At 74.1% G+C, this 22568-nt stretch carries 25 protein-coding genes; 5 read left to right on the top strand and 20 right to left on the bottom strand.

Features of this window, described 5'->3' with window-relative positions; genetic code table 11:
- Positions 1–70: 70 nt before the first annotated feature.
- The 3 genes from MU522_RS05025 to MU522_RS05015 all read right to left on the bottom strand — a co-directional run bounded on the left by MU522_RS05025 (position 71) and on the right by MU522_RS05015 (position 2615).
- Complete coding sequence (locus MU522_RS05025; protein ID WP_246992904.1) at positions 71–1207, bottom strand: uroporphyrinogen-III synthase; 1137 nt, start codon at positions 1205–1207, stop codon at positions 71–73.
- Between the two features lie 4 nt (positions 1208–1211).
- Positions 1212–2108 (bottom strand): formate/nitrite transporter family protein, encoded by an 897-nt coding sequence (locus MU522_RS05020; RefSeq protein ID WP_246992902.1) that lies wholly within the window; start codon positions 2106–2108, stop codon positions 1212–1214.
- 120 nt (positions 2109–2228) lie between these two features.
- Complete coding sequence (locus MU522_RS05015; RefSeq protein ID WP_246992900.1) at positions 2229–2615, bottom strand: hypothetical protein; 387 nt, start codon at positions 2613–2615, stop codon at positions 2229–2231.
- Between the two features lie 107 nt (positions 2616–2722).
- Here MU522_RS05015 and MU522_RS05010 point away from each other — a divergent pair, with 107 nt between their 5' ends.
- Positions 2723–3538 (top strand): sulfite exporter TauE/SafE family protein, encoded by an 816-nt coding sequence (locus tag MU522_RS05010; RefSeq protein ID WP_246992899.1) that lies wholly within the window; start codon positions 2723–2725, stop codon positions 3536–3538.
- Between the two features lie 12 nt (positions 3539–3550).
- On the opposite strand, the gene MU522_RS05005 is transcribed toward MU522_RS05010, so the two are convergent.
- The 6 genes from MU522_RS05005 to MU522_RS04980 all read right to left on the bottom strand — a co-directional run bounded on the left by MU522_RS05005 (position 3551) and on the right by MU522_RS04980 (position 8823).
- Positions 3551–3943, bottom strand: coding sequence for a PPOX class F420-dependent oxidoreductase (locus MU522_RS05005; protein WP_128190267.1), 393 nt, complete (start codon positions 3941–3943; stop codon positions 3551–3553).
- A 49-nt stretch (positions 3944–3992) separates the two neighbouring features.
- The gene (locus MU522_RS05000; RefSeq protein ID WP_246992898.1) at positions 3993–4787 is read right to left on the bottom strand and encodes a histidine phosphatase family protein; all 795 of its coding nucleotides are present in this window, start codon (positions 4785–4787) and stop codon (positions 3993–3995) included.
- The gene (locus MU522_RS04995; RefSeq protein ID WP_246992897.1) at positions 4784–6772 is read right to left on the bottom strand and encodes a bifunctional copper resistance protein CopD/cytochrome c oxidase assembly protein; all 1989 of its coding nucleotides are present in this window, start codon (positions 6770–6772) and stop codon (positions 4784–4786) included. Before MU522_RS04995 ends, MU522_RS05000 begins: the two co-directional genes overlap by 4 nt.
- A gap of 9 nt (positions 6773–6781) precedes the next feature.
- A complete protein-coding gene (locus tag MU522_RS04990) occupies positions 6782–7540 on the bottom strand; it encodes a hypothetical protein (RefSeq protein ID WP_246992896.1) in 759 nt (252 codons plus the stop codon).
- Between the two features lie 121 nt (positions 7541–7661).
- Positions 7662–7946 carry an HU family DNA-binding protein gene (locus tag MU522_RS04985; RefSeq protein ID WP_246992895.1) on the bottom strand — a complete coding sequence of 95 codons (285 nt, stop codon included), beginning with the start codon at positions 7944–7946 and terminating at the stop codon, positions 7662–7664.
- A 193-nt stretch (positions 7947–8139) separates the two neighbouring features.
- Entirely contained in the window at positions 8140–8823 is a 684-nt protein-coding gene (locus MU522_RS04980; protein WP_240671407.1) for a hypothetical protein, read from the bottom strand.
- A gap of 95 nt (positions 8824–8918) precedes the next feature.
- Between MU522_RS04980 and MU522_RS04975 the strand changes: the two genes are divergently transcribed.
- From MU522_RS04975 to MU522_RS04965, 3 genes are read left to right on the top strand one after another with little or no spacing between them, the layout of a single operon-like run.
- Entirely contained in the window at positions 8919–10325 is a 1407-nt protein-coding gene (locus MU522_RS04975) for a PLP-dependent aminotransferase family protein (RefSeq protein ID WP_246992894.1), read from the top strand.
- 46 nt (positions 10326–10371) lie between these two features.
- Positions 10372–11373 (top strand): TIGR03885 family FMN-dependent LLM class oxidoreductase, encoded by a 1002-nt coding sequence (locus MU522_RS04970; protein ID WP_246992893.1) that lies wholly within the window; start codon positions 10372–10374, stop codon positions 11371–11373.
- Positions 11370–13058 carry an alpha-amylase family protein gene (locus MU522_RS04965; RefSeq protein ID WP_246992892.1) on the top strand — a complete coding sequence of 563 codons (1689 nt, stop codon included), beginning with the start codon at positions 11370–11372 and terminating at the stop codon, positions 13056–13058. The genes MU522_RS04970 and MU522_RS04965 overlap by 4 nt, the downstream gene beginning before the upstream one ends.
- A gap of 70 nt (positions 13059–13128) precedes the next feature.
- On the opposite strand, the gene rpsN is transcribed toward MU522_RS04965, so the two are convergent.
- The 9 genes from rpsN to MU522_RS04920 all read right to left on the bottom strand — a co-directional run bounded on the left by rpsN (position 13129) and on the right by MU522_RS04920 (position 19223).
- Positions 13129–13434: a 30S ribosomal protein S14 gene (gene rpsN / locus MU522_RS04960; RefSeq protein ID WP_128190403.1), complete on the bottom strand. Its 306-nt coding sequence runs from the start codon at positions 13432–13434 to the stop codon at positions 13129–13131.
- Complete coding sequence (gene rpmG / locus MU522_RS04955) at positions 13435–13605, bottom strand: 50S ribosomal protein L33 (RefSeq protein ID WP_123696729.1); 171 nt, start codon at positions 13603–13605, stop codon at positions 13435–13437.
- Positions 13605–13841 carry a 50S ribosomal protein L28 gene (gene rpmB, locus MU522_RS04950; RefSeq protein ID WP_128190402.1) on the bottom strand — a complete coding sequence of 79 codons (237 nt, stop codon included), beginning with the start codon at positions 13839–13841 and terminating at the stop codon, positions 13605–13607. The genes rpmG and rpmB overlap by 1 nt, the downstream gene beginning before the upstream one ends.
- Positions 13842–14033: 192 nt before the next feature.
- Positions 14034–15077, bottom strand: a complete 1044-nt coding sequence (locus MU522_RS04945; protein ID WP_246992890.1) for a hypothetical protein — start codon at positions 15075–15077, stop codon at positions 14034–14036.
- A 97-nt stretch (positions 15078–15174) separates the two neighbouring features.
- Complete coding sequence (locus tag MU522_RS04940; protein WP_128190548.1) at positions 15175–15591, bottom strand: transcriptional repressor; 417 nt, start codon at positions 15589–15591, stop codon at positions 15175–15177.
- A complete protein-coding gene (locus tag MU522_RS04935) occupies positions 15588–16463 on the bottom strand; it encodes a metal ABC transporter permease (RefSeq protein WP_246992887.1) in 876 nt (291 codons plus the stop codon). Before MU522_RS04935 ends, MU522_RS04940 begins: the two co-directional genes overlap by 4 nt.
- The gene (locus tag MU522_RS04930) at positions 16460–17338 is read right to left on the bottom strand and encodes a metal ABC transporter permease (protein WP_246992885.1); all 879 of its coding nucleotides are present in this window, start codon (positions 17336–17338) and stop codon (positions 16460–16462) included. Before MU522_RS04930 ends, MU522_RS04935 begins: the two co-directional genes overlap by 4 nt.
- Positions 17335–18156, bottom strand: coding sequence for a metal ABC transporter ATP-binding protein (locus MU522_RS04925; protein ID WP_246992883.1), 822 nt, complete (start codon positions 18154–18156; stop codon positions 17335–17337). Before MU522_RS04925 ends, MU522_RS04930 begins: the two co-directional genes overlap by 4 nt.
- Entirely contained in the window at positions 18153–19223 is a 1071-nt protein-coding gene (locus MU522_RS04920) for a metal ABC transporter substrate-binding protein (protein ID WP_246992881.1), read from the bottom strand. The genes MU522_RS04925 and MU522_RS04920 overlap by 4 nt, the downstream gene beginning before the upstream one ends.
- 126 nt (positions 19224–19349) lie before the next feature.
- On the opposite strand from MU522_RS04920, the gene nadE reads away from it, so the two are divergent.
- Complete coding sequence (nadE, locus tag MU522_RS04915) at positions 19350–20213, top strand: ammonia-dependent NAD(+) synthetase (RefSeq protein ID WP_146354551.1); 864 nt, start codon at positions 19350–19352, stop codon at positions 20211–20213.
- Positions 20214–20229: 16 nt separating this feature from the next.
- Here the strand turns inward: nadE and MU522_RS04910 are convergent, their stop codons facing one another.
- Both MU522_RS04910 and MU522_RS04905 read right to left on the bottom strand, forming a co-directional pair.
- Complete coding sequence (locus tag MU522_RS04910) at positions 20230–21561, bottom strand: dihydrolipoamide acetyltransferase family protein (RefSeq protein WP_246992879.1); 1332 nt, start codon at positions 21559–21561, stop codon at positions 20230–20232.
- A 12-nt stretch (positions 21562–21573) separates the two neighbouring features.
- Positions 21574–22536 (bottom strand): alpha-ketoacid dehydrogenase subunit beta, encoded by a 963-nt coding sequence (locus MU522_RS04905; RefSeq protein ID WP_246993450.1) that lies wholly within the window; start codon positions 22534–22536, stop codon positions 21574–21576.
- Positions 22537–22568: the final 32 nt, after the last annotated feature.

The raw sequence follows: 22568 nt of genomic DNA, 5'->3' as shown, positions 1-22568 counted from the left end.
GCGCTCCCCGGTTACGATCCTGCGACCTCGACGTCACCGTCCGCGCCGGACGGCTGTGAGGTCGGACGCGTCAGCCGGCGGCCTCGCCGGCGAGCGCCAGCCGATAGCCGCGCTTCACGACGGTGCGCACCAGGTCGCGGCGCCCGAGCGCCTCCCGCAGGCGGCCGATCGCCACCTCCACCGCGTGCGACTCCGTCGAGGCGCCGGGCAGGGCCTCGAGCACCTGCTCGCGGGTGACGACGGAGCCGCCGGCCTGGGCCAGCAGCCGCAGCACCGACAGGCCCGACGGCGAGACGGCGAGCACGCGCCCGTCGAGCACCGCGACCCGCGCCCGCACGAGGAGCGTGCCGGCGACGGTCGCGAGCGCCACCGACTCGACCTGCTCGTAGTGGGTGACGAGCGCGCGCACGAGCGCTCCGAGCCGTCCTCGCTCGGGCAGCAGCGGCTCGAGCCCGCGCGCGAGCAGGGGCTTCGCCGTGACCGGGCCGACGGCCGCGAGCACGAGCTCGCCGTCCCCGCAGCGGCGGGCCACCGCATCCGCCGCCCCCTCCTGCTCCAGCGTCGCGAGCCACGCCTCGGCGCTCGGGGCGGAGGTGAAGACGACCGCGTCGATCTCGCCGCTCGCCGCGGCCCGCGCCGACGCCCGCACGAGCTCGGGATCGGGGGCGGGACCCCAGCGGTAGACGACGAGCTCGGTCACGTGGGCGCCGGCGGCGGCGAAGACCGCCTCGAGCCCGTCTGCGCCGGCTCCGTGCATCTGGATGGCGATGCGGAGCCCCTCGACGCCCTCGCCGAGCAGCACCTCCGCCACCTCGGCAGCGGTCTCCGACTCGGCGACCCAGTCGGCGTGCAGGCCCGCCGCCTGGATGGCGCCGCGCGCCTTCGGCCCGCGCGCGACGATGCGCGCGCCCTCGAGCACCGCGAGCAGCTGCTGCGCCAGGCCGTGGGCGTCGGCTGCCTCGATCCAGGCGCGGAAGCCCACGCCCGTGGTGACGACGAGCACGTCCGGCGGCGCCTCGAGCAGCGATCGGGTCGCCTCGAGCAGCGCCGGCTCGTCGGCGTTCGGGATCATGCTGAGCGAGGGCGCGTGCCGCACCGTCGCGCCGCGCCGCTCGAGGGCGGCTGCGAGCTCGCCCGCGCGGCGGTCGGCGGTGATGAGCACGGTGCACCCGGCCATCACCTGCCGCAGCGCCGGCGCCTCGGCCATGCCCTCACCCCCGTCCGTCCTCCGTCGCACCCATCATGGCGCGGCGGCGCGCCTCAGCGCGCGGCAGGCGCCGCGGGCAGCGGCACGCCCGCCGCCGCGTGCGGAGCGGCCCGGTCCGGCCGTGCGTCGCGTACATCGTCAGGCCGACGAAGCTGAGGCCGCCCACGATGTTGCCGAGCAGGGTCGGGATCTCGTTCCAGACCAGGTAGTCGCCGATGGTGAACGCGCCGCCCATCATGAGGCCGGACGGGAACAGGTACATGTTCACGATCGAGTGCTCGAAGCCCATGTAGAAGAACAGCATGATCGGCATCCACATGCCGAGCACCTTGCCCGTCACCGAGTCCGACATCATCGCCGCGGCGACGCCCGTGGACACCATCCAGTTGCACAGCACCGCGCGCACGAACAGGGTCAGCATGCCGGCGGCGCCGTGCTCGGCGTAGCCGAGCGTGCGGCCCTCGCCGATGTGGCCGATCGCCTCGCCGACCGCGTCCGGCGCGGTCGTGAAGCCGTTGGTGAAGTAGATCGCCATCAGCAGCGCCACGAGCACCGCGCCCGCGAGGTTGCCGACGAACACCAGGCCCCAGTTGCGCAGCATGCCGGCGAGCGTCACGCCCGCGCGGCGGTCGAGCCACGCGAGCGGCACGAGCGTGAAGACGCCGGTGAGGAGGTCGAAGCCCAGGAGGTACAGCAGGCAGAAGCCGACCGGGAACAGGAGCGCGCCGAGCAGCGGGCTCTCGGTGCGCGTCGACACGGTCACCGCGAACGCCGCGGCGAGCGCGAGGATCGCGCCCGCCATGAACGCGCGGATGAGGGTGTCGCGGGTGGACATGAGGACCTTCGCCTGGCCCGCGTCGATCATGCGGGTGACGAGGTCTGCTGGCTTCACGTACGACATGCCGTGCCTCCGATGGTCGGGACGGCCCGCGCCGGACGGCGGGGGCCTGTGCGCTCGACTCTGGCGGCGCGCGGTTTCGCCTCGGCGACCGCTCGGTTACGGTCGCGACGCGTCTTGCTCTCAGGCCGTGCGCGCGGCCGGTGAGGCGGCGGGCACGGGGGCCGGAGGGCGCGGCTGGAGGAGCCGGGCGAGCGCGTCGCGGCCGCCAGCGGCGTATGCGACCCAGGCCGGCGCATCCGGGTTGCGCTCCGCCTGCGCCGTCCAGCGATCGAGCGCTGCGCGCACCAGCTCGGCCGTGCTGTCGGCCGCGGCTCCCGCCGGCAGCCCGCGGCGCACCTCGGCCAACGCCGAGACGGCGCCCTCGTGGTACTTCGCCGCGACGTGCGGCCGGCCGTCGCGCGAGATGGCGCACATCGACCGGTCCCCCGCCGCGAGGGCGAGCCGCTCGAGGGCCTCGCGCTCGAGGGCGCGGACCGCGTCGCGGTCGATGGTGGTCGTCTGCTGCACCGGATCCTCCTGCTGTCGGAACTGGTCCTCAGAATACCCCCGGGGGTATACTCGGGCCAACCCCCGCAGCGCGCGACACCCGCGCGCCTCGACCCCGGAGGATCCCCGTGGCACTGATCGCCGCCCCGATCGGCCTCGTCGTCGGCCTGCTCCTCGGCGCGCTCGGCGGCGGCGGCTCGATCCTCGCCGTGCCGGCGCTCATCCTGCTCCTCGGCATGGCCCCGCAGGAGGCGACCGCCGGCTCGCTCATCATTGTCGGGCTCGCCGCGGTCATCGGGATGCTGCCCGCGATGCGGGCGGGACGTGTCCGCCTCGGGCAGGGGGCCGTCTTCGGCCTCCTCGGTACGGGCGGCGCCGTCCTCGGCGCGCTGCTGTCGACATCGGTGCCCGAGGGGGTGCTGCTGCTCGCCTTCGCCTCGCTCATGCTCGTGGTCGCCGCGCTCATGACGGCGCGGCGGCGCAGCGCGGCCCGTGCCGGGGCGGCGGGTGCCGCGCCGGAGCCGGCACGGCCGCCCATGGTGTCGCTGCGCCCCTTCCGCTGCGACTGCCGCGCCGTCGGCGTGCTCGTCGCGGCCGCGGCCGGCGTGGGGCTCCTGACCGGCTTCTTCGGCGTCGGCGGCGGCTTCGCGATCGTGCCGGCGCTCGTGCTCGCGCTCGGCCTGCCGATGCCGGTGGCGGTCGGCACCTCGCTGCTCGTGATCGCCATCAACAGCGCCGTCGCGCTCGGCTCGCGGCTGACGCTCGACCTCACGCTCGACTGGGGCGTCGTGGCCCTCGCGGCCGGGGCCGCGGTCGTGGGGTCGCTGCTCGGCTCGCGCATCACCGCGCGGGTGCGGCCCGAGCGGCTCAGCCTGGCGTTCACGGTGCTGCTCGTGGTCGTCGCGCTCGCGACCGCCGCCCCGGTGCTCGTCGCGGCCGCCTGAGCAGGCGGGCGGTCAGACCCGGCCGGTGACCTTGTCGATCGCCATGCGCAGGATCACGCGCTCGGCGGCGTCGGGCGGCGCGAGCTCCGACGGGTTGCCGTAGCGGTTCTGCAGCTCGACGTAGAAGGCGCCCGTCGGGTCGTCCTCGACGCCCGCGAGGTGCCCGCGCAGCTCGACGTACTTGAGCGGCTGCGCCGGGTCGACGATCGACAGGCTCATCGTGGGGTTCGCCTGCAGGTTGCGGTACTTCTGGCGCGTGCGGGTGTGCGTGAAGCGCACCTCGTCGCCGGAGACCAGGAACCACATCGGGTTCGACTGCACGGAGCCGTCGGGCCGCACGGTCGCGAGGTGCGCGAAGAGCGGCGCGTCCGTCAGGTAGCGGTACTGCTCGGGGATCGAGGCCATGCCCTCCACCCTTGCACGGCTCCCCCGCCCCGCGGTGGGCGCTGCGTGCCTACGCGGCCGGACCCGACCCATCCGCCGTCTCGCCGAGCCCGTCGAGGCGCCACACGGTGGTGCCTGCCGCGAGCGACACGGTCGTGATCGAGCAGTTCGGCAGGATGACGTCGGGCGTGAGCTCGGGCACGAGCTGGCGCAGCAGCGACGTGATGAACCCGCCGTGCGAGACCACGAGCACGTGCACCTCGTCGGCCGCGGGCCGCTCGAGGGCGCCCGCCGCGCGCACGACGTGCTCGAGCGCAGCGTCGGCGCGCATCACGGTCGCCGCGGCCTCCTCGGCCTGGCCGGTCCGGTCGAGCTGCGCGATGGTGTCGAAGAGCCCGCGCCAGCCGACCTGCTCGGCGATCGCCCGCAGCGCGCTCAGCTCGCGGTCGATCTCGAAGCCGTGCTCGACGATCACCTCGCGCCAGACGTCGGCGGAGGGCCGCTCCTCGTGGGCGCCGAAGTGCCACTCGCGCAGCAGCTCGAGGTGCTCGAGCGGCGGCTTCGGGTCGAGGGCGGCGAGGATGCCGTCGGCCGTCGTGCGGGTGCGCTGCAGGTCGGAGGAGAAGGCGAGGTCGAAGCGCTCGGCCGCCAGGTGCTGCGCGACGGCCTCGATCTGCCGGTGGCCGCGCTCGGTGATCGGCGAGTCGGACCAGCCCTGCATCAGGTGGTTGATGTTGTGCTCGGTCTCGGCGTGGCGCACGAGGCGCAGGCGCACCGCGCGCCCCTCCGCGAGCGCGGCGAGCTCCTCGGGCAGGTACTGCTCGGGGGCGTCGTCGGCGCCGGTGTCCTGGGCCTGGTCGTTCATCGCTTCCCCATCTTCTCGAGCATCGCGTTGTAGGCGGTGAGCTCGGCGTCGCCGTCGCGAGCGGCCGCGCGGTCGGTGCGCACCTGCTCCTTCTTGTCGCTGCGCGACCACAGCACGACCGTGATGATCGCCAGGATCACGGTCGGGATCTCGCCGATCGACCAGGCGATGCCGCCGCCGACCCGCTGGTCCTCGAGCGCGTCGACACCGTTGCCCATCGCGCCGAACCAGTCGGCCAGCAGCAGCGCCTCGCCCTCCATGAGCGTGAGGCCGAAGAACGCGTGGAAGACCATGGCGCCGAGCAGCAGCACGAGGCGCAGCGCGTACGGCGGCTTGGCGGGGCCGGGGTCGACGCCGATGATCGCCTGCACGAACAGGTAGCCGGAGCCGACGAAGTGCACGACCATCCACACGTGGCCGAGGTGGTCGGTCATCGCCCACGCGAAGATGCCCGTGTAGTAGAAGACCCACAGGCTCGACACGAAGATGAGCGCTGCCACGAGCGGCGAGCCGACGACCTGCATGTACTTCGAGTGCACGATCGCGAGCAGCCACTCGCGGCCGCCCATCGTGCCGTCGCGGCGCTTCGCGACCGCGCGCATCGCGAGCGTGATGGGGGCGCCGGGCACGAGCAGCACGGGCACCGCCATGCCGAGCAGCATGTGCACGAGCATGTGGAGCGAGAACTGGAACTCCTGGTAGAGGTTCAGGGCGCCGTTCGTGCACCACCAGAAGAGCGCGATGCCCGCGAGCCACGACACCGTGCGGCCGATCGGCCAGCGGTCGCCGCGCCGCGCGAGGCGCACGACACCGGCGACGTAGAAGAACGCGAGCATCGCGAGCGCCACCGTCCACAGCGGGTCGAGCGCCCACTGGTCGACGAGCCGCGCCGGCTCGAACTCGGGCGGCAGGGGCCGCCCCGTGAGGATCTCGGCAGGGCTCGCCTCGGCGCCCGGAGGCGTCTCGGGCACGGGCGTCGGCGTGCGGGCGAGCCCGGCGGCGACGCCGGCCGTCACGCCCATCACGGTCAGCTCGAGCGCGAGGAGCGCCGCGACCGCCCGGCCGGGCACCCGCGCGCGCACCGTGCCCGCGAGGCGCAGGATGCGCATCCGCTGCCACGCGCCGAAGGCGCCGAGCACGAGCAGCAGCGCGGCCTTCGTGAGCGACAGCACGCCGTAGCCGCTCAACCAGTCGCCCTCCATGCGCACCCATGCCGAGACGACCCCGGTGAAGGCGACGACGGCGAAGCTCGCGATCGCGAGCGTCGAGTAGCGCAGCAGCACGTCGCCGTAGGCGGCGTCGGGCACGAGGCCGGATGCGTCGGCCGACCGGGGTGCGTCGCGGCCGCCGGCGAGGAGGCCGACGTGGATGAGCCCGCCGAGCCAGATCGAGACGAAGATGAGGTGCAGCAGCAGCGACGAGACGGCGAGCGTGTGGTTGGCGGTGCCGCCGGCGTGGCCGCCGGAGGCGATGAGCCAGAACGGCACCGCCCAGCCGACCACGGTGAACGCCGCCGCGGCGGCGCTGCGCGCGACGAGCAGCACGACGGTGAGCAGCGCGAGCGCGAGCAGCGTGCCGAGGATGAGGCGGCCGGTCTCGATCTCGACGAAGAACAGCTGCAGCAGGCCGCCGAACTCGTCGTCGGCGGTGACGGGGTTGGAGACGAGCTGCCGGAAGGTGCCGAAGGCGACGAACGCCTGCAGCACGGTCGCGACGCCGGTGGCGGCCGCGGCGAGGTCGAGCGTGCGGTTCCAGTCGCGGCTGCGCGGCGCGAGCGCGAAGCACGCCAGCACGAGCCCGCCGAACGCGGCGGCGATGGCGACGTTGCGCACCATGGTCGCGGCGGGCAGCCCGTAGCGCACGAGCGGGCCCGGATCCTCGATGGGCAGCGGTGCCGCTCCCCCGCCGATCTCGAGCGCCGCCCAGGCCGCGACCAGCCCCGCGAGGATCGCGAGCGCTGGCGCGAGGAGACGGAGGCGCTGCACCGCTCCAGGCTAGTCGCCGCGGCTATGCGGGTCCCCGGCGCGCCGGGACGGCTGCTCCGGGCGAGGCTCCTCCGGAGCGTCCTCGGCGACGCGCGCGGGGGCGGGGAGCTGGTCGCGCAGGAAGAACGCGCCCAAGGAGCCGGCCAGCGCCGCGAAGACGGCGACCGAGTAGACCGCGAGGACGAGCTGCATCACCTTCGCGAACGGGTCATCGGCGGTGATCCCGGATCCGGTGACGGTCGCCATCGCCGTCTCGTGGAGCGCCGTGGTGAAGTCGGTGTGCGACTCCATGGCGTAGAGGAGCTGGCTGGAGGCCAGGACGACCACCAGGGTGACCGAAGCCAGCCATCCGATCCGGCTGGAGAGCAGGCGGCCTGCGGAGCGGGAGCCGCGGACGCCGGCGGAGAGGATGCCGCCCACCCGGGCCACGCGCGCCACCCTGAGGGCCCGCACCGCCTGCAGCGCCCGGAAGAAGCGCAGGAACGGGATCGCCAGGAAGATGAGCTGCCACCAGTTGCGGCGCCAGAAGGCGGCACCGAAGCCGCCGATGTACGCGCGCAGCAGGAACTCGGCGGCGAACAGCGCCCACAGCACCCATCCGGTGATCGACAGCACCCGTGCCCACCCCGGATCGGAGATGAGCAGCTGACCGAGGACCACGAAGAGGAACACCACGCCGAGGAGGCCCATGGGGCGGTCGAGGCGGCTCGCGAGCGCCTCCGCGGCCTCCACCTGACGGGAGCGGGACCCGTCCCGTTCGTCGCTCACGCTGTGCCGACCTCCATGCCGGGCCCGTGCGCGGGACGGACCGTGCGCACCACGATAGCGATGCACGACGAGCGGGGCCCGGCCTCTCGGCCGGACCCCGCTCGCTGCTGTGTGCTGGTGCCTACTTGACGGCGGCCTTCAGCTTCGAGCCGGCGGTCAGCTTGACGCGGTGGCCCGCGGCGATCTTGATCTCCTCGCCCGTCTGCGGGTTGCGGCCCGTGCGGGCGGCGGTCTGCGTGCGCTCGGCGCTGAAGAAGCCGGGGATCGAGACCTTGTCGCCGGCCTTGACGGCCGACGAGACCTCGTCGAACAGCGCGTCGAGCACCGCGGTGACCTTGGCCTGCGAGAGGTCGGTCGTCGCTGCGATCTTCGAAGCGAGGGTGGTCTTGTTGATGGTCTCAGCCATGGTGTCCTCCTGGTGGTGGCATGTCCGTCCCGCCTGGGGCGGGCATTCCGCCGGGGCCCGTTGGGCTCCGACCACCCCCGAACGTAGCCCTGAGGCCCGGGTTCTCGCGGAAGAACACCCCGACACGCCGCGATTTCCGGGCTTTTCGCGGTTCGCGAACGCGTTTCGCGCCTCCGGAGGGCCTAAGCGGCCCTCAGCGGGCGGTCGAGGCCGCGAGCCGCGCGGCGCGAAGCCGGCTCGCTCGACGGGTGCGCCGGCGCTCGAAGAGCGGCAGGAAGAGCCCGATGAGCGGCCCGATGCCGAACGCGAAGACCACCGTGCCGACGCCGACGGGACCGCCCAGCAGCCAGCCGATGAGCAGCACCGTGCCCTCGATGAGGGTGCGCACGATCCACACGCGCCAGCCGGTGATCCGCACGAGCCCCGTCATCAGGCCGTCCCGCGGGCCCGGGCCGAGGTGGGCGGCGATGTAGAAGCCGGTCGCGAACGCGAGCAGCACCATGCCTCCGGCGAGCAGCAGGATCTGCTGCCAGAGGGCGTCCACCTCCGGCAGCAGCCAGAGGCCGATGTCGGCGGCCGGCCCCACGAGCAGGGCGTTCAGCAGCGTGCCGATGCCGACGCGCTGGCGCAGCGGGATCCACAGCAGCAGCACGATCCCCGAGACGACCACGGTCGCGGTGCCGTAGCTCATCGGCAGGTGGTTCGCGATCCCGAGCGAGAAGACGTCCCACGGGCCGACGCCGAGGTCGGCGCGGATGAGCATCGCGAGCGAGAGCCCGTAGAGCACGAGGCCGCCGAGCAGCTGGCCGACGCGGGCGGCCGTGTCGGCCGGGCCCAGCGAGTCGATCGGCAGGAAGAGGCGGCGGATGCGGTGCACCACCTCATCACACCGCATCCGTCATGCCCGTGGCGCGGTCCACTCGCGGGCAAGTGGCTCTGCTGGAGCAGTCCAGTTCGCGGCAGACTGGGCGCATGGCTTCCCGGCTCGGCACCCAGCTCGGCGAGTGGCGCGCGACGACCGCCGTCGCGCAGTCGCTCGCCGACCGCATCCGCATGCTGCTGCTCGACGGCCGCATCACGGCCGGCGAGCGGCTGCCGAGCGAGCGGGCGCTCGCCGCCGAGCTCGGCCGCTCCCGCGCGACGATCGCGCGCGCGTACGAGCTGCTCGAGGCCGGCGGCTACGTGCAGCGCACCCACGGCTCCGGCACCCGCGCCGCCCTGCCGGCCCAGCGCATCCACCGCCCCGAGGCGGCGGACGAGGGCGTCATCGACCTGACGATCGCCTCGGTCGGCTCGACCCCCGGCCTCCACGCCGCCACCGTGCGCGCCCTCGACCGGCTCGCGGGGCTGCTCGGCACGCCCGGCTACTCGCTCGACGGGCTGCTGCCGCTGCGCGAGCGCATCGCCGCCCGCTACGCCGAGCGCGGGCTGCCGACCGACCCGGGGCAGATCGTCGTGACGAGCGGCGCGATGCACGCGATGACCGTGGTGCTCGCCGCCTTCGGCGAGCGCGGCCGGGCCGCCGTCGTCGAGCAGCCGTCGTTCCCGCACGCCCTCGACGCGCTGCGCCGCACCGGCCACCGACTCGTGCCGACGCCCGTCTCGCCCGGCGAGGGCTGGGACGCGTCGCACCTCGTCGACACGCTCCGCGCCCAGCGGCCCGCGCTCGCCTACCTGATCGCCGACTTCCACAACCCCACCGGCGCCACCATGCCCGAGCTCGAGCGGGCGCGGCTCGCCGCCGTCGCCCGCACGACCGGCACGCTGCTCGTCGTCGACGAGACGTGCGCCGAGCTCGACATCGATCGCGGCTGGACGCCGAAGCCCTTCGCCGCGCACGGGCCCGCGCTGCTCATCGGCTCGATGTCGAAGATCGCCTGGGGCGGCATGCGCATCGGCTGGATCCGCGCGAGCCGCGAGCAGGTGCCGCAGCTGCTCGCCGCCCGCCCCTCCATCGACCTGGGATCCCCGCTGCTCGAGCAGTGCATCGCCGTCGAGCTGCTCGACGACCTGGATGCGCTGCTCGCACGGGCGAGCGCGCGGCTGCGGGCGGGCAGGCAGGCCGTCGCCGACGGGCTCGCCGCCCACCTGCCCGGCGTGCCGATGCCCGAGGTGCCGGGCGGGCTCGCCGCGTGGATCGACCTCGGCGGGCCGTGGTCGACCTCCCTCTCGCTCGCCGCGCGCGACCGCGGGCTGCTGCTGCCGCCCGGGCCCCGCTTCTCGAGCTCGGGCGTGCTCGACCGCTTCGCGCGCATCCCCATCACGTGGGAGCCGGAGGTCACCGCTGAGGCGATGCGCCGGCTCGGCGACGCCTGGCGCGCGCTGCACGCGGGCGAGCTGCCGGACTCGACGCGACTGGCCGCATCCGCCGTCGTCTGAGCGTCCACCTTGACGCGGCGTGCGCTTCCGCGATTGCGTGGGGCGCATGGCCGACATCGGATTCCACGCCTCCCACGAGCAGCTGCCGCCGAGCGCCCTCCTGACCGCGGTGCAGCGCGCCGAGCAGGCGGGGTTCGACGCGGCGATGTGCTCCGACCACCTCGCGCCCTGGAGCAGGAACCAGGGCCACAGCGGCTACGCCTGGTCGTGGCTCGCCGCGGCGCTCGCCACGACGTCGCTGCGCTTCGGCGTCGTCACGGCGCCCGGGCAGCGCTACCACCCCGCGATCGCGGCGCAGAAGATCGCCACGCTCGGCGAGATGTTCCCGGGCCGCTTCTGGGCCGCGCTCGGCTCGGGCGAGGCGATGAACGAGCACGTCACGGGCGACGGATGGCCCGAGAAGCCCGTGCGGGAGCGCCGGCTCGTCGAGACGGTCGACGTCATGCGCCGGCTGCTCGCGGGCGAGGAGGTGACCCACGAGGGCGAGATCTCGGTGCACCGCGCGCGCGTCTGGTCGCTGCCGGTCGAGGCGCCGCCGCTGCTCGCCGCCGCCGTCACGCCCGAGTCGGCGGGCCGCCACGCGGCGTGGGCCGACGGGCTCATCACGGTCGCGAGCGACCCTGCGGGCCTGCGCGACATCGTCGCCGCCTACCGCGACGCGGGCGGCCAGGGGCCCGTGTGCGGGCAGCTGCACCTGTCGTGGGCGCCCGACGAGGCCGAGGCGCTCGCCATCGCCCGCGACCAGTGGCAGGGCAATCTCGTGCCTGCGCCCGAGGCGTGGGAGCTCGAGCAGCCCGAGGACTTCGAGCGGCGCACCGCCGGACTCGGCGAGGAGGAGCTGCGGAAGGCCGTCTGGATCTCGAGCGACCTCTCGCGCCACGTCGACCGCATCCACGAGCTCGTGGGCGCCGGGATCGACCAGCTGTACCTGCACCACGTCGGGCAGGAGCTCGCGCCCTTCATCGACGCGTTCGGCGAGCACGTGCTGCCCGCGGTGCGCGATGCCGGCGCGGGCGCCGACACGGGCGCCGGGCAGGGCGCCGCATGAGCCCCCGCCCGATCGAGTCGGCCGACCGCTGGTGGCGCAACACGGTGCTCTACTGCCTCGACGTGCAGGTCTTCCAGGACTCCGACGGCGACGGCATCGGCGACCTGCAGGGACTCGTGTCGCGCATCCACTACCTCTCCGACCTCGGCGTGACGTGCTTGTGGCTCATGCCGTTCTTCCCCACCGCCGACCGCGACGACGGCTACGACATCACCGACTTCTTCGCCGTCGACCCGCGGCTCGGCACCCTCGGCGACCTCGTCGAGGTCATCCGCGTCGCGCGGGCGCAGGGCATGCGCGTGATCATCGACTTCGTCATGAACCACACCTCCGACCAGCACCCGTGGTTCCGCTCGTCGCGCGCCTCGCGCACCTCGCCCCACCGCGACTGGTACGTGTGGCGCGACAACCCGCCGGCGAAGCAGGATCCGCCCGTGTTCCCCGGCGAGGAGGACTCCACCTGGACCGAGGATCCCCGCACGGGCCAGTGGTACCTGCACCACTTCCGCGCCCATCAGCCCGACCTCAACATCGCGCATCCGTCGGTGCAGGAGCAGATCGAGCGCAACCTCGGCCTCTGGCTCGAGCTCGGCGTCTCGGGCTTCCGCGTCGACGCGGTGCCCTTCCTGTTCAGCAACGACTCCGCCCACGGCACCGACACGACGGGCACGGCGCCGGAGTACCAGGGCCCCGACCACCTGCGCGCGATCCAGCGCTTCGTCTCGCGCCGCAGCGGCGAGGCGATGCTGCTGGGCGAGGTGAACCTGCCGCACGAGGAGCAGCTGCGCTGGTTCGAGGCGGAGGGCGAGGCGTCGGGCCTCCACCTGCAGTTCGACTTCGTCTCGATGCAGCAGCTGTTCCTGTCGCTCGCGCGGAAGGACGCGCGGCCGCTGGCGAAGGCGCTGCGCGACCGGCCCGAGCTGCCCGAGGCGAGCCAGTGGGCGAACTTCGTGCGCAACCACGACGAGCTGACGCTCGACAAGCTCGCGCCCGACGAGCTCGAGGAGGTCTTCGAGGCGTTCGCGCCGGACGAGGGGATGCGGCTGTACGGCCGCGGGATCCGGCGGCGGCTGCCGACGATGCTCGGCGACGAGCGCGCCGTGCGGCTCGTCTACACGCTGATGTTCTCGCTCCCCGGCTGCCCGGTGCTGTTCTACGGCGAGGAGGTCGGCATGGGCGAGCAGCTCGAGATCGAGGGCCGCTACGCGGTGCGCACGCCGATGCAGTGGGAGCCCGACGCGAAGGGCGGCTTCTCGACGGCGCCGCCGCGCGCGCTGACGCGGCCGGTCGTCGAGGGCGAGTACGGCCCGGAGCGGCGCAACGTCGCCGACCAGCGCCGCGACCCGGGCTCGCTGTGGCGGCACATCCAGCAGCTGACGACGATGTACCGGGATGCGCCCGACCTCGCCTGGTCGTCGCTCGAGGTGATCGGCGTGCGGCAGCAGGCGGTGCTCGCGCACGTCTGCCGGGGCGACGACTGGACGATGCTGGCCCTGCACAACCTCGGCGACCGGCACGAGACGGTCAAGCTCGAGATCGCCGCCGAGGAGGGCGCGGTCACGCTGCACGACCGCTTCGACCTCTCGACCATGACGATCGAGGGCACCCTCGAGCTCGAGCTGGAGCCCTACGGCTGGCGCTGGCTGCAGGTGGCGCCCGCGGGCGCGACCATCCGCCGCGTATAGCCGCGGCGGCCGCGCCGCACGACGAAGGGCCCCGACCGCGAGGTCGGGGCCCTTCGAGTGGAGCGGGTGCTTACCAGCTCGACTTGGTCACGCCGGGCAGCTCGCCCCGGTGCGCCATGTCGCGGAACCGCACGCGGGAGATGCCGTACTCGCCGACGTGGCCGCGGGGGCGGCCGTCGATGGCGTCGCGCTTGCGCACGCGCACGGGCGAGGCGTTGCGGGGCAGCTTCTGCAGGCCGAGACGAGCGGCCTCGCGCTCCTCGTCGGTGCTGTTGGGGTCGACGAGCGCCTTCTTCAGCGCGGCGCGCTTCTCGGCGTAGCGGGCGACGATGATCTTCCGCTGCTCGTTCTTGGCGATCATGCTCTTCTTGGCCATTTATCGCTCCTCTCGGAACTCGACGTGCTGACGCACGATGGGGTCGTACTTCTTCAGCACAAGTCGGTCGGGGTTGTTGCGACGGTTCTTCTTCGTCACGTAGGTGTAGCCGGTGCCCGCGGTCGAGCGGAGCTTGATGATCGGACGGACGTCCTGCGACTTCTTCGCCATCAGAGCTTCACCCCCCGAGCCTGCATGTCACGGATGACGGCCTCGATGCCACGGGCGTCGATGACCTTCATGCCCTTGGCCGAGACGTTGAGCGTCACGTTGCGCTTGAGCGACGGGACGAAGTAGGTCTTGCGCTGCACGTTCGGGTCGAAGCGGCGCTTCGTGCGACGGTGCGAGTGCGAGATGTTGTGCCCGAAGCCGGGAACGGCTCCGGTCACCTGGCATACGGCTGCCATGGTTTCCTCCAGATGGGTACCGTGGGCCGAGGCCCACCCAAGATCACTTGCCTGCCCACGCCCATGCCGATCCCTTGCGGGAGTTGGAGGGGGCGTGTGCTGTGCGGCCGAGACCGCACCAACGAGCAATCCTACGCGATGCGGATGCGTCGTGGCAATCCCCGCTTCGGCGGCGGCTCGGCCGGCGGCGCGTCAGCGGGCGGGCGGGAAGACCGGCTGCCCGTCCTGCCCCATCGGGTACGGCGTGCCGTCGGGGTAGGTCGGCCACGGCAGCAGGCCGCCCGGCTGCGGCTGCGCGTGCGGCTGCTGGGCGGGCTGGGCGGGCGGCGCGGCCGCCTGCCCGGGCCAGACCGTCGCGCCCGGGTGCGCGGGCCACGCGGTCGGCGCGCCGGTTGCCGCCGCGCCCGCGCCCACGGAGGCGGCGCTCGGCGGGGCGACGCGCTGCTGCGCACCGGAGGGACGCGCGTGCTCGCCGCGCGCCTCGGCCTCCTGCCAGTCGATGTTGCGGCGGTTCCAGTAGAGGAGCACGGTGATCGAGGCCGCGAGCGCCGTCACGACGATCGCGGCGACGGTCGAGCGCCAGTACCACTGACCGACCTCGACGCCGAGTGCGTCGATCGCGAAGTGCAGCGTGAGCAGCACGCCGACGAGCCCGAGCAGGCTCGCCGCGACGAGGCCGATCATGCGCGCCATCTGCGCCCGCCCCCGGTTGCCGAGCGAGATGAGCCCCCACGCGCCGGCGGCGGCCGCGCGGACGACCAGGATCGTCAGCAGCACGATGCCGAACAGCTCGCCGAAGAGGAACCCCTCGTCCCACGGGTCGCGATCCTCGCCGCCCGTGCCGCGCATCCAGATCACGATCATGAGCACGGCGAGCAGGTAGACGTTGGCGGCGACCCCGATCACGAGCGGCGTCGCCGAGCGCCGCGCGAGCAGCAGGTCGAGCGCCAGCAGGCCGGTGAACGCGAGGAAGACGACGACCGTCCACACGACGCGGGCCGCCTGGCTCTCGAAGTCGCCGACGAAGATGAGCACCACCGTGATGACCGTGACGATCGCGAGCAGGCAGATGCCGACGAAGAGCACGGGCTGGATGCCCAGGATGCGCCGGTGCGCGCGGGCGGGCCCGGGCGCGGGATCGGCGGACGGGCGGCGCCGCACGGTCGCGCCGTCGAGCGCGCCGTCGGCCTCGCCGCCGGGCCGCGGGGACGGGTAGGCGCTGGAGGGATGCGTCACGGAGTGCCTCCTCGGTCGGATGCTCTCAGTGTCACAGGAGCGGGCGCCGCTGCGCCATGGGGATCTCTCCCCCTGTGGACGCCGGTCGGGCGCGGGATCAGCGCGCGTCGTCGGCGGCGCGACGCGCGGCGCACTCGGCGCAGAGGCCGAAGATGTCGACGACGTGCTCCGGCTCGACGAACCCGTGCGCCGCGGCGACCCGCCCCGCCCACTGCTCGACCGCCGCGGCCTCGAGCTCGACGGTGCGGCCGCACGAGCGGCAGATGAGGTGGTGGTGGTGCGTGGGCGTGCAGGCGCGGTAGAGCACCTCGCCGCCCGCCTGGAGCGCATCCGCCTCGCCGTCGGCCGCGAGCGCCGCGAGCGCGCGGTAGACGGTCGCGAGGCCGACGGTCGAGCCGTCCTGCCGCAGCGCCTGGTGCAGCGCCTGCGCCGAGACGAACTCGTCGCTCGCCGAGAGCGCCTCGCGCACGGCCTCGCGCTGCTTGGTGGATCGGCGGGGAGTGGTGTCGGTCATGGGGTCCTCGCCTCGATGCTCCCACGGCCGGCGGCGCTCCGCGCGGCGCCGCCGCGCTCGGCCAGCGCGCGGGCGAGCCACGCGACGCCGTACGCGAGCGCCGCGACGAGCGCGATCGCGCCGCCCGCGGCCACGTCGAGCCAGCGCGACGCGAGCAGCCCCAGCACGCCCGACCCGATGCCGATGAGCGGCGCGAGCACCAGCATCCAGCGGTAGTCGCGGACGAGCAGCCGCGAGGTCGCCGCGGGCGCGACGATGAGCGCGACGCCGAGGATGGCGCCGACGACCGGCATGATCGCCACCACGGTCGCCGCGATGAGCGCGAGCGAGACCGCCTCGGGCGCCCACGGGCGCATCCCGGCGCTGCGGTAGCCCTCCTCGTCGACGCTCGAGAAGACCAGGTGCCGGCCGGCGAGGGTCCACACCGCGAGCGCCACGGCGAGCAGCACCGCGGTGAGCGCGATGTCGGCACCGGTTACCGCGAGCACCTGGCCGACGAGGAACGACTCGACGTCGATCGCGAGCGGCGCCACCGACTGCAGGAACGCGCCGAGCGCGAAGCCCGCGGTGAGCATGACCCCGGATGCGACGGCGGGGCCCTGGGAGCGGATCCGGCCGATGGCGACGGCGACGGCCACGAGCGCGACGGCGGCGACTGCCGCGCCGAGCGGGATCGAGACCCCGAGGATCGCGGCCGCCACCGCGCCGGGGAAGGTCGCGTGCGTGAGCGACATCGTGAAGAAGGCGCGCTCGCGCAGCACGACGAGCACGCCGACGACGCCGGCGAGCGCGCCCGCGAGCACCACCTCGACCATCGCGAGGCCGAAGAAGTCGAGCGCGGGCCAGTCGAGCACGGCGACGTCGGGGCTCATGCGGCCACCGCCGCCCGGCCCCGCACGCGGCCGCGCAGCGCGCCCGCCGCGAGCGCCACGAGGTAGCCGGCGATCATCGCGAGCGCGACGGTCGCGCCGGGGGCGGCGTCGACCCCCGCCTCGGCGAGCTGGACGACGGCCCACAGCCCGAGCCATCCCGTGACCGCGCCGAAGGCGACCGCGACGACCGCCGCCGCCCGCAGGGAGCGGGTGAGGGCGCGCGCCGCCGCGGCCGGGACGATCACGACCGCGAGCGCGAGGAGCGTGCCGACCGAGGCGGAGGCGGCGACGACGACGAGCGCCACCGCAACCGTGCCGAGCGTCTCTAGGCCCAGCACGGGCAGGCCGGCGCGGCGGGCGCCGGCGGGGTCGAACGCCGCGAACAGCTGCGGCCGGGCGGTCGCGACGACGAGCCCGACGCCGACGGCGACGAGCGCGACGCCCACCCAGAGGTCGGCCCACGTGATGGTGAGCAGTCGGCCGAAGAAGAAGTCGGAGACGCTGCCGACGCCCTCGGAGAGCGACACGAGCACGATGCCGACGGAGAAGAAGGTCGTCAGGACGATCGCGACGGCGGTGTCGCGCGGCTGGCCCCGGCGGGAGAGCAGCGCGAGCACGACGGCGGCGACGAGCGCGGCGCCGAGCGCGCCCGGCAGCAGCCCCGCGGCGCCGCCGAGCGCCGCGCCGATCGCGAGGCCCGGGAAGACGGCGTGCGTGAGCCCGTCGGCCGAGAACTCGAGCCGCCGCAGGTGCACGAGCATGCCCACGGTGCCCGCTGCAACGGCGAGCGCGAGCAGCAGCAGCAGCGGCCGCAGCAGGAACGGCACGGCGAAGGGCGTGAACGGGTCGAGCACCGCCGCGAGCGGCGCCGTCATCGGTGCTGGGCGCGGTCGCGCTCCGCGTCGTCGTCCTGCAGCAGGCGATGGTGCGCGCTGTGCTCGGACTCGTGGTGCGCGGTCGTGGTGAGCGTGTGGCCGTCGATCTCCATCACGTGCGAGGCGAAGGCGGCCTCGACGCGCTCGAGCGTGAGCACGCATTCGGTGTCGTCGAAGGCGATCTGCTGCTGGTTGACGAGCAGGGTGCGGTCGCAGACCGCGCGCGCCAGGTCGAGGTCGTGCGTCGTGATGAGGAGGGCGACGCCTCGGGACTTCAGCGTGCGGATGGTCTCGAGCAGCGCATCCCTCGAGCCCTGGTCGAGCCCGTTGAACGGCTCGTCGAGCAGCAGCAGCCGCGGCTCGCTCGCGAGCGCCCGCGCGAGCAGGCCGCGCTGCCGCTGGCCGCCCGAGAGGTCGCCGAAGCGGGTGCGGCGCTGCGGGGTGAGCCCGACCGCCTCGATGGCGTCGGCGACGATCCGCCGGTCGCTCCGGCCCGGCCAGCGCAGCCCCAGGCGGGGCGTGCGGCCCATCGCGACGACCTGCTCGAGCGTCACGGGGAACGCGGGGTCGATCTCGCTCGACTGCGGGAGCACGCCGATCTCGCCGCGGCCCTCCGGCACGCGGAAGGTGCGGGCGTCGTGCTCGGCGAGGCCGAGGATGCCGGCGAGCAGCGTCGACTTGCCGGCGCCGTTCGGGCCGATGAGCGCGACCGCCTCGCCGGGCAGCACCGTGAAGCCGACGCCCGTGAGCACCGGGGCGCCGCCGTAGCCGAAGGCCGCGTCGGCGATCTCGACGACGGCCTCCGGCGCGGTGCTCATGAGAGCGATTCTGGCACCGGCAGCGGCTCGGCGCCCCACGCGGTCACCATCGCGGTCGTGTTGTGCACGAGCGAGCCGATGTAGGTGCCGGTGGGCGTGCCCTCGGCGCCGAGCGCGTCGGCCGCGAGCGCGTCCTCGCCCTGTCGCAGCTCGACGCCCGCCTCGCGGGCGATCGTCGCGGCGAGCTGCGGGTCGATCGCGTTCTCGCTGAAGACGACCGGCGCTCCCGTCTCGCGGATCTCGGCGACGAGCTCGTCGATGTGCGCGGCGCTCGCGTCGGCGCTGTCGTCGAGGCTCGGCAGCACCGTGCCGACGACCTGCACGTCGAAGGCGCGCTCCAGGTAGCCGAACGTGTCGTGCGTCGTGACGACGAGGCGCTCGTCGACGGGCACCTGCTCGATCGAGGCGCGCATCCACTCCTTAAGCTCGCCGAGCTGCGCGATGTAGGCGTCGGCGGATGCGTCGATGTCGGCCTCGGGGTCGGCCGCCGTGACCGCGTCGCGGATGGCCTGGGCCTGCAGGATCGCGTTCGCGGGGTCGGTCCACACGTGCGGGTCGAACTCGCCGTGCGCGGCGTGCTCCTCGGCCGTCTCGCCCTCGTGGCCGGGCTCGGTCGGCGCCTCCTCGGCGTGCTCCTCGCCCTCTGCCTCGTCGGCGTGCGCATCCTCGTCCTCGCCGGCGTGGGCGTCCGCCTCCTCGCCGGCCTCGAGCAGGTCGATCGGCTCCGACGTGTCGACGACGGTGCCCGCGAAGCCGGAGGCCTCGACGGTGTCGCCGAGCCACTCCTCGAGGCCCGCGCCATTGACGATCAGCAGGTCGGCGTCGGCGAGCGCGCCGAGTGCGGCGGGCCCGGGGTCGAAGGAGTGCGCGGAGGCGCCCGGCTGCAGGAGGCTCGTCACCTCGGCCGCGTCGCCCACGAGCTCGCTCGTGATGTCGGCGAGCTGGGTGGTGGTCGTCACGATCTCGAGCCGGTCCCCGGCCGAGCCCGCGCCGTTCGCCGCGCCGGCGCATCCGGTCACTGCCAGGGCCATCGCGCCGATCGCTCCGGCCGCCGTGAGGGTTCGCATCTGCAGTCCTTGTCCAGCACGACGCCCTGCCGCGCACCTCCACGGTACGTGCTGTTGAGAACGATTGTCAATTTCGCCCGGCCTTCCGCAACACGCCCGACACACGGCGCGCGTAGGCTTCCGGCCATGGAGCGCTCCACTGAAGCAGCCGGCGCCGCGCAGTCCGCGATCATCGCCGCCCTGGGATCCCGACCGACCATCGACCCGCCCGCCGAGCTCGAGCGCCGCGTGCGGTTCCTCGTCGACTACCTCGCGCACACGGGGGCGAAGGGCTTCGTGCTCGGCATCTCCGGCGGGCAGGACTCGACGCTCGCCGGCCGCCTCGCGCAGCTCGCCGTCGAGCGCGCGCGCGAGGGCGGCGCCGAGGCGACGTTCGTCGCGGTGCGGCTCCCCTACGGCGTGCAGCACGACGAGGACGACGCGCAGCTCGCGCTCGACTTCATCCGCGCCGACCGCGAGGTGACCGTCGACGTCAAGCCCGGCGTCGACGCGCTCGAGGCGTCGGTCGAGGCCGCCATCGGCGAGGTGACCGACTACCACAAGGGCAACGTGAAGGCCCGCGCGCGCATGATCGCGCAGTACGCCATCGGCGGCCAGCTCGGCCTCCTCGTGCTCGGCACCGACCACGCCGCCGAGGCGGTGACCGGCTTCTACACGAAGTTCGGCGACGGCGGCGCCGACCTGCTGCCGCTCGCGGGGCTCACGAAGAGCCAGGGGCGCGAGCTGCTCGAGCTGCTCGACGCGCCCGAGCGGCTGCGCACCAAGCCGCCGACCGCCGACCTGCTCGACGACAAGCCCGGGCAGCTCGACACCCACGAGCTCGGCCTCACCTACGAGCAGATCGACGCGTTCCTCGAGGGGCAGCCCGTGCCCGAGGACGTCGCCGAGCAGATCACGACCCGCTACGAGCGCACCGAGCACAAGCGCCGCGTGCCGGTCACGCCCGACGACGAGTGGTGGCGGTCGCCGGCGGGGCCCCTCTTCGACTGAGCGGCCACGCTGCTGCCTAGTCGAGCAGCAGCGCCGGCTCCTCGAGGATCGACGCGACATCGGCCAGGAAGCGGCTGATGACGTCGCCGTCGACCGCGCGGTGGTCGAACGAGCCGCCGACCGTCGTCACCCAGCGGGGGCGCACCTCGCCGTCGACCACCCACGGCTTCTGCCGGATCGAGCCGAACGCGAGGATCCCCGCCTCGCCGGTGTTGAGGATGGGCGTGCCGGTGTCCATCCCGAACACGCCGATGTTGGTGATCGTGAACGTGCCGCGCTGCAGATCGGCCGGCGGCGTGCGACCCTCGCGCGCCGTCGCCGTGAGCGACTGGATCGCGGCGGCGAGCTCGCGCAGCGACAGCTCCTGCGCGTCCTTGATGTTCGGCACGAGCAGCCCGCGCGGCGTGGCCGCCGCGATGCCGAGGTTCACGTAGTGGTGCACGATCAGCTCGTCGTCGGTGAAGGTCGAGTTGATGTGCGGCGAGCGCGCGAGCGCCCACAGCACCGCCTTCGCGACGATGAGCAGCGGTGAGACCTTCACGCCCTCGAAGTCGCGCGACGCCTTGAGCCGCTGCACGAACTCCATCGTCCGCGTCGCGTCGACGTCGACGAAGACGGATGCGTGGGGCGCGGTGAACGCCGACGCGGCCATGCCCTGCGCGATCGCCTTCCGCACACCCTTCACCGGGATGCGCTCCTCGCGCTCCCCCGTCCAGGCCGGCGCCGCAGGTGCGGGAGCAGCACCGCCGCCGTCGGCCGCCTGCATGACGTCGTCGCGGGTCACCTCGCCGCGCGAGCCGGTGCCGGTGAGCGAGGCCAGGTCGACGCCGAGGTCCTTGGCGAGCTTGCGGGTCGGCGGCTTCGCGAGCGCGCGCCCGGCCGGGGCCGGGGCGGATGCGTCGGCGCCCGTGGGGCGCTCGGGCGCAGCCTGCGGCGCGGGAGCAGGCGCGCTCGACGCCGCGGGCGCCTCGCGCACCGTCCGCGGCTTCCGCCGCCGGGTCTGCGCGCCGCCGCGCACGCCGTAGCCGACGAGCACGGCGCCGCCCTCGTCGCCGGAGCCCTCCTCGACGACCGTCTGCTCGACGTCGCTCGACGACTCCACCGCATCCGCGTCCCCGCCGGAGACGCGGATGATGGGCGCGCCCACCTCGACGGTCTGCCCCTCCTCGACGAGCAGCGCCTCGACCGTGCCCTCGAAGGGGCTCGGCAGCTCGACGAGCGACTTCGCCGTCTCGACCTCGAGCAGCACGTCGTTGACGCGCACCGCGTCGCCGGGCTTCACGCGCCAGCTGACGATCTCGGCCTCGGTCAGCCCCTCGCCGGGGTCGGGCAGCCTGAACTCCTGCATCGCATCCTCCGGTCAGTGGGCCAGCGCGCGGTCGACGGCGTCGAGCACGCGATCGGCGTCGGGCAGGTAGACGGCTTCGAGCTGCGCGGGCGGGAACGGGGTGTCGAAGCCCGACATGCGCAGCACCGGCGCCTCGAGCGAGTAGAAGGCGCGCTCGGCGATGGTGGCGGCGACCTCGGAGCCGACCGAGACGTGCCCGGGCGCCTCCTGCGCGACGACGACGCGGCCGGTGCGCTCGGCCGACGCGATGATCGGCGCCCAGTCGATGGGCGACAGCGAGCGCAGGTCGACGACCTCGCACGACGTGCCCTCGGCCTCGGCGATCTCGGCCGCCTGCAGCAGCACGTGCACCATCGCGCCGTGGCCGATGAGGGTCACGTCGCTGCCCTGGCGCGCGACGACCGCGTCGTGCAGGCCCGCCGTCGGCTCGGGCAGCACCTCGCCCTTCGTCCAGTACTTCGCCTTCGGCTCGAGGAAGACCACCGGGTCGTCGCTCTCGATCGCCTGCCGCAGCATCCAGTGCGCGTCGTTCGCCGTCGACGGGCTCACGACCCGCAGGCCCGCGGTGTGGGCGAAGTACGCCTCCGGGCTCTCCTGGTGGTGCTCGACCGCACCGATGTGGCCGCCGTAGGGGATGCGGATCACGACCGGCATCGAGACGGCGCCGCGGTGGCGGGCGCGCATCTTGGCGAGCTGCGACACGATCTGGTCGAAGCCGGGGTAGACGAAGCCGTCGAACTGGATCTCGATCACCGGCCGGTAGCCGCGCATCGCGAGGCCGATCGCGGTGCCGATGATGCCCGACTCGGCGAGCGGCGTGTCGAGCACGCGGTCGCCGCCGAACTCGGCGTGCAGCCCCTCGGTGATGCGGAAGACGCCGCCGAGCGGGCCGATGTCCTCGCCCATGAGCAGCACCTTCTCGTCGGCGCGCATCGCCTCGCGGAGCGCAGAGTTCAGCGCCTTCGCGATCGGCATCGTCGTCGCCTGCGCGGCCGCCGCGCCCTGCC

The organism is Agrococcus sp. SCSIO52902 (assembly GCF_022983135.1).
In the GTDB taxonomy this organism is placed as follows: Bacteria; Actinomycetota; Actinomycetes; order Actinomycetales; family Microbacteriaceae; genus Agrococcus; species Agrococcus sediminis.
Note: the sequence above shows the minus strand (reverse complement) of the source record. Positions and strands in the feature narration are given on the sequence as shown.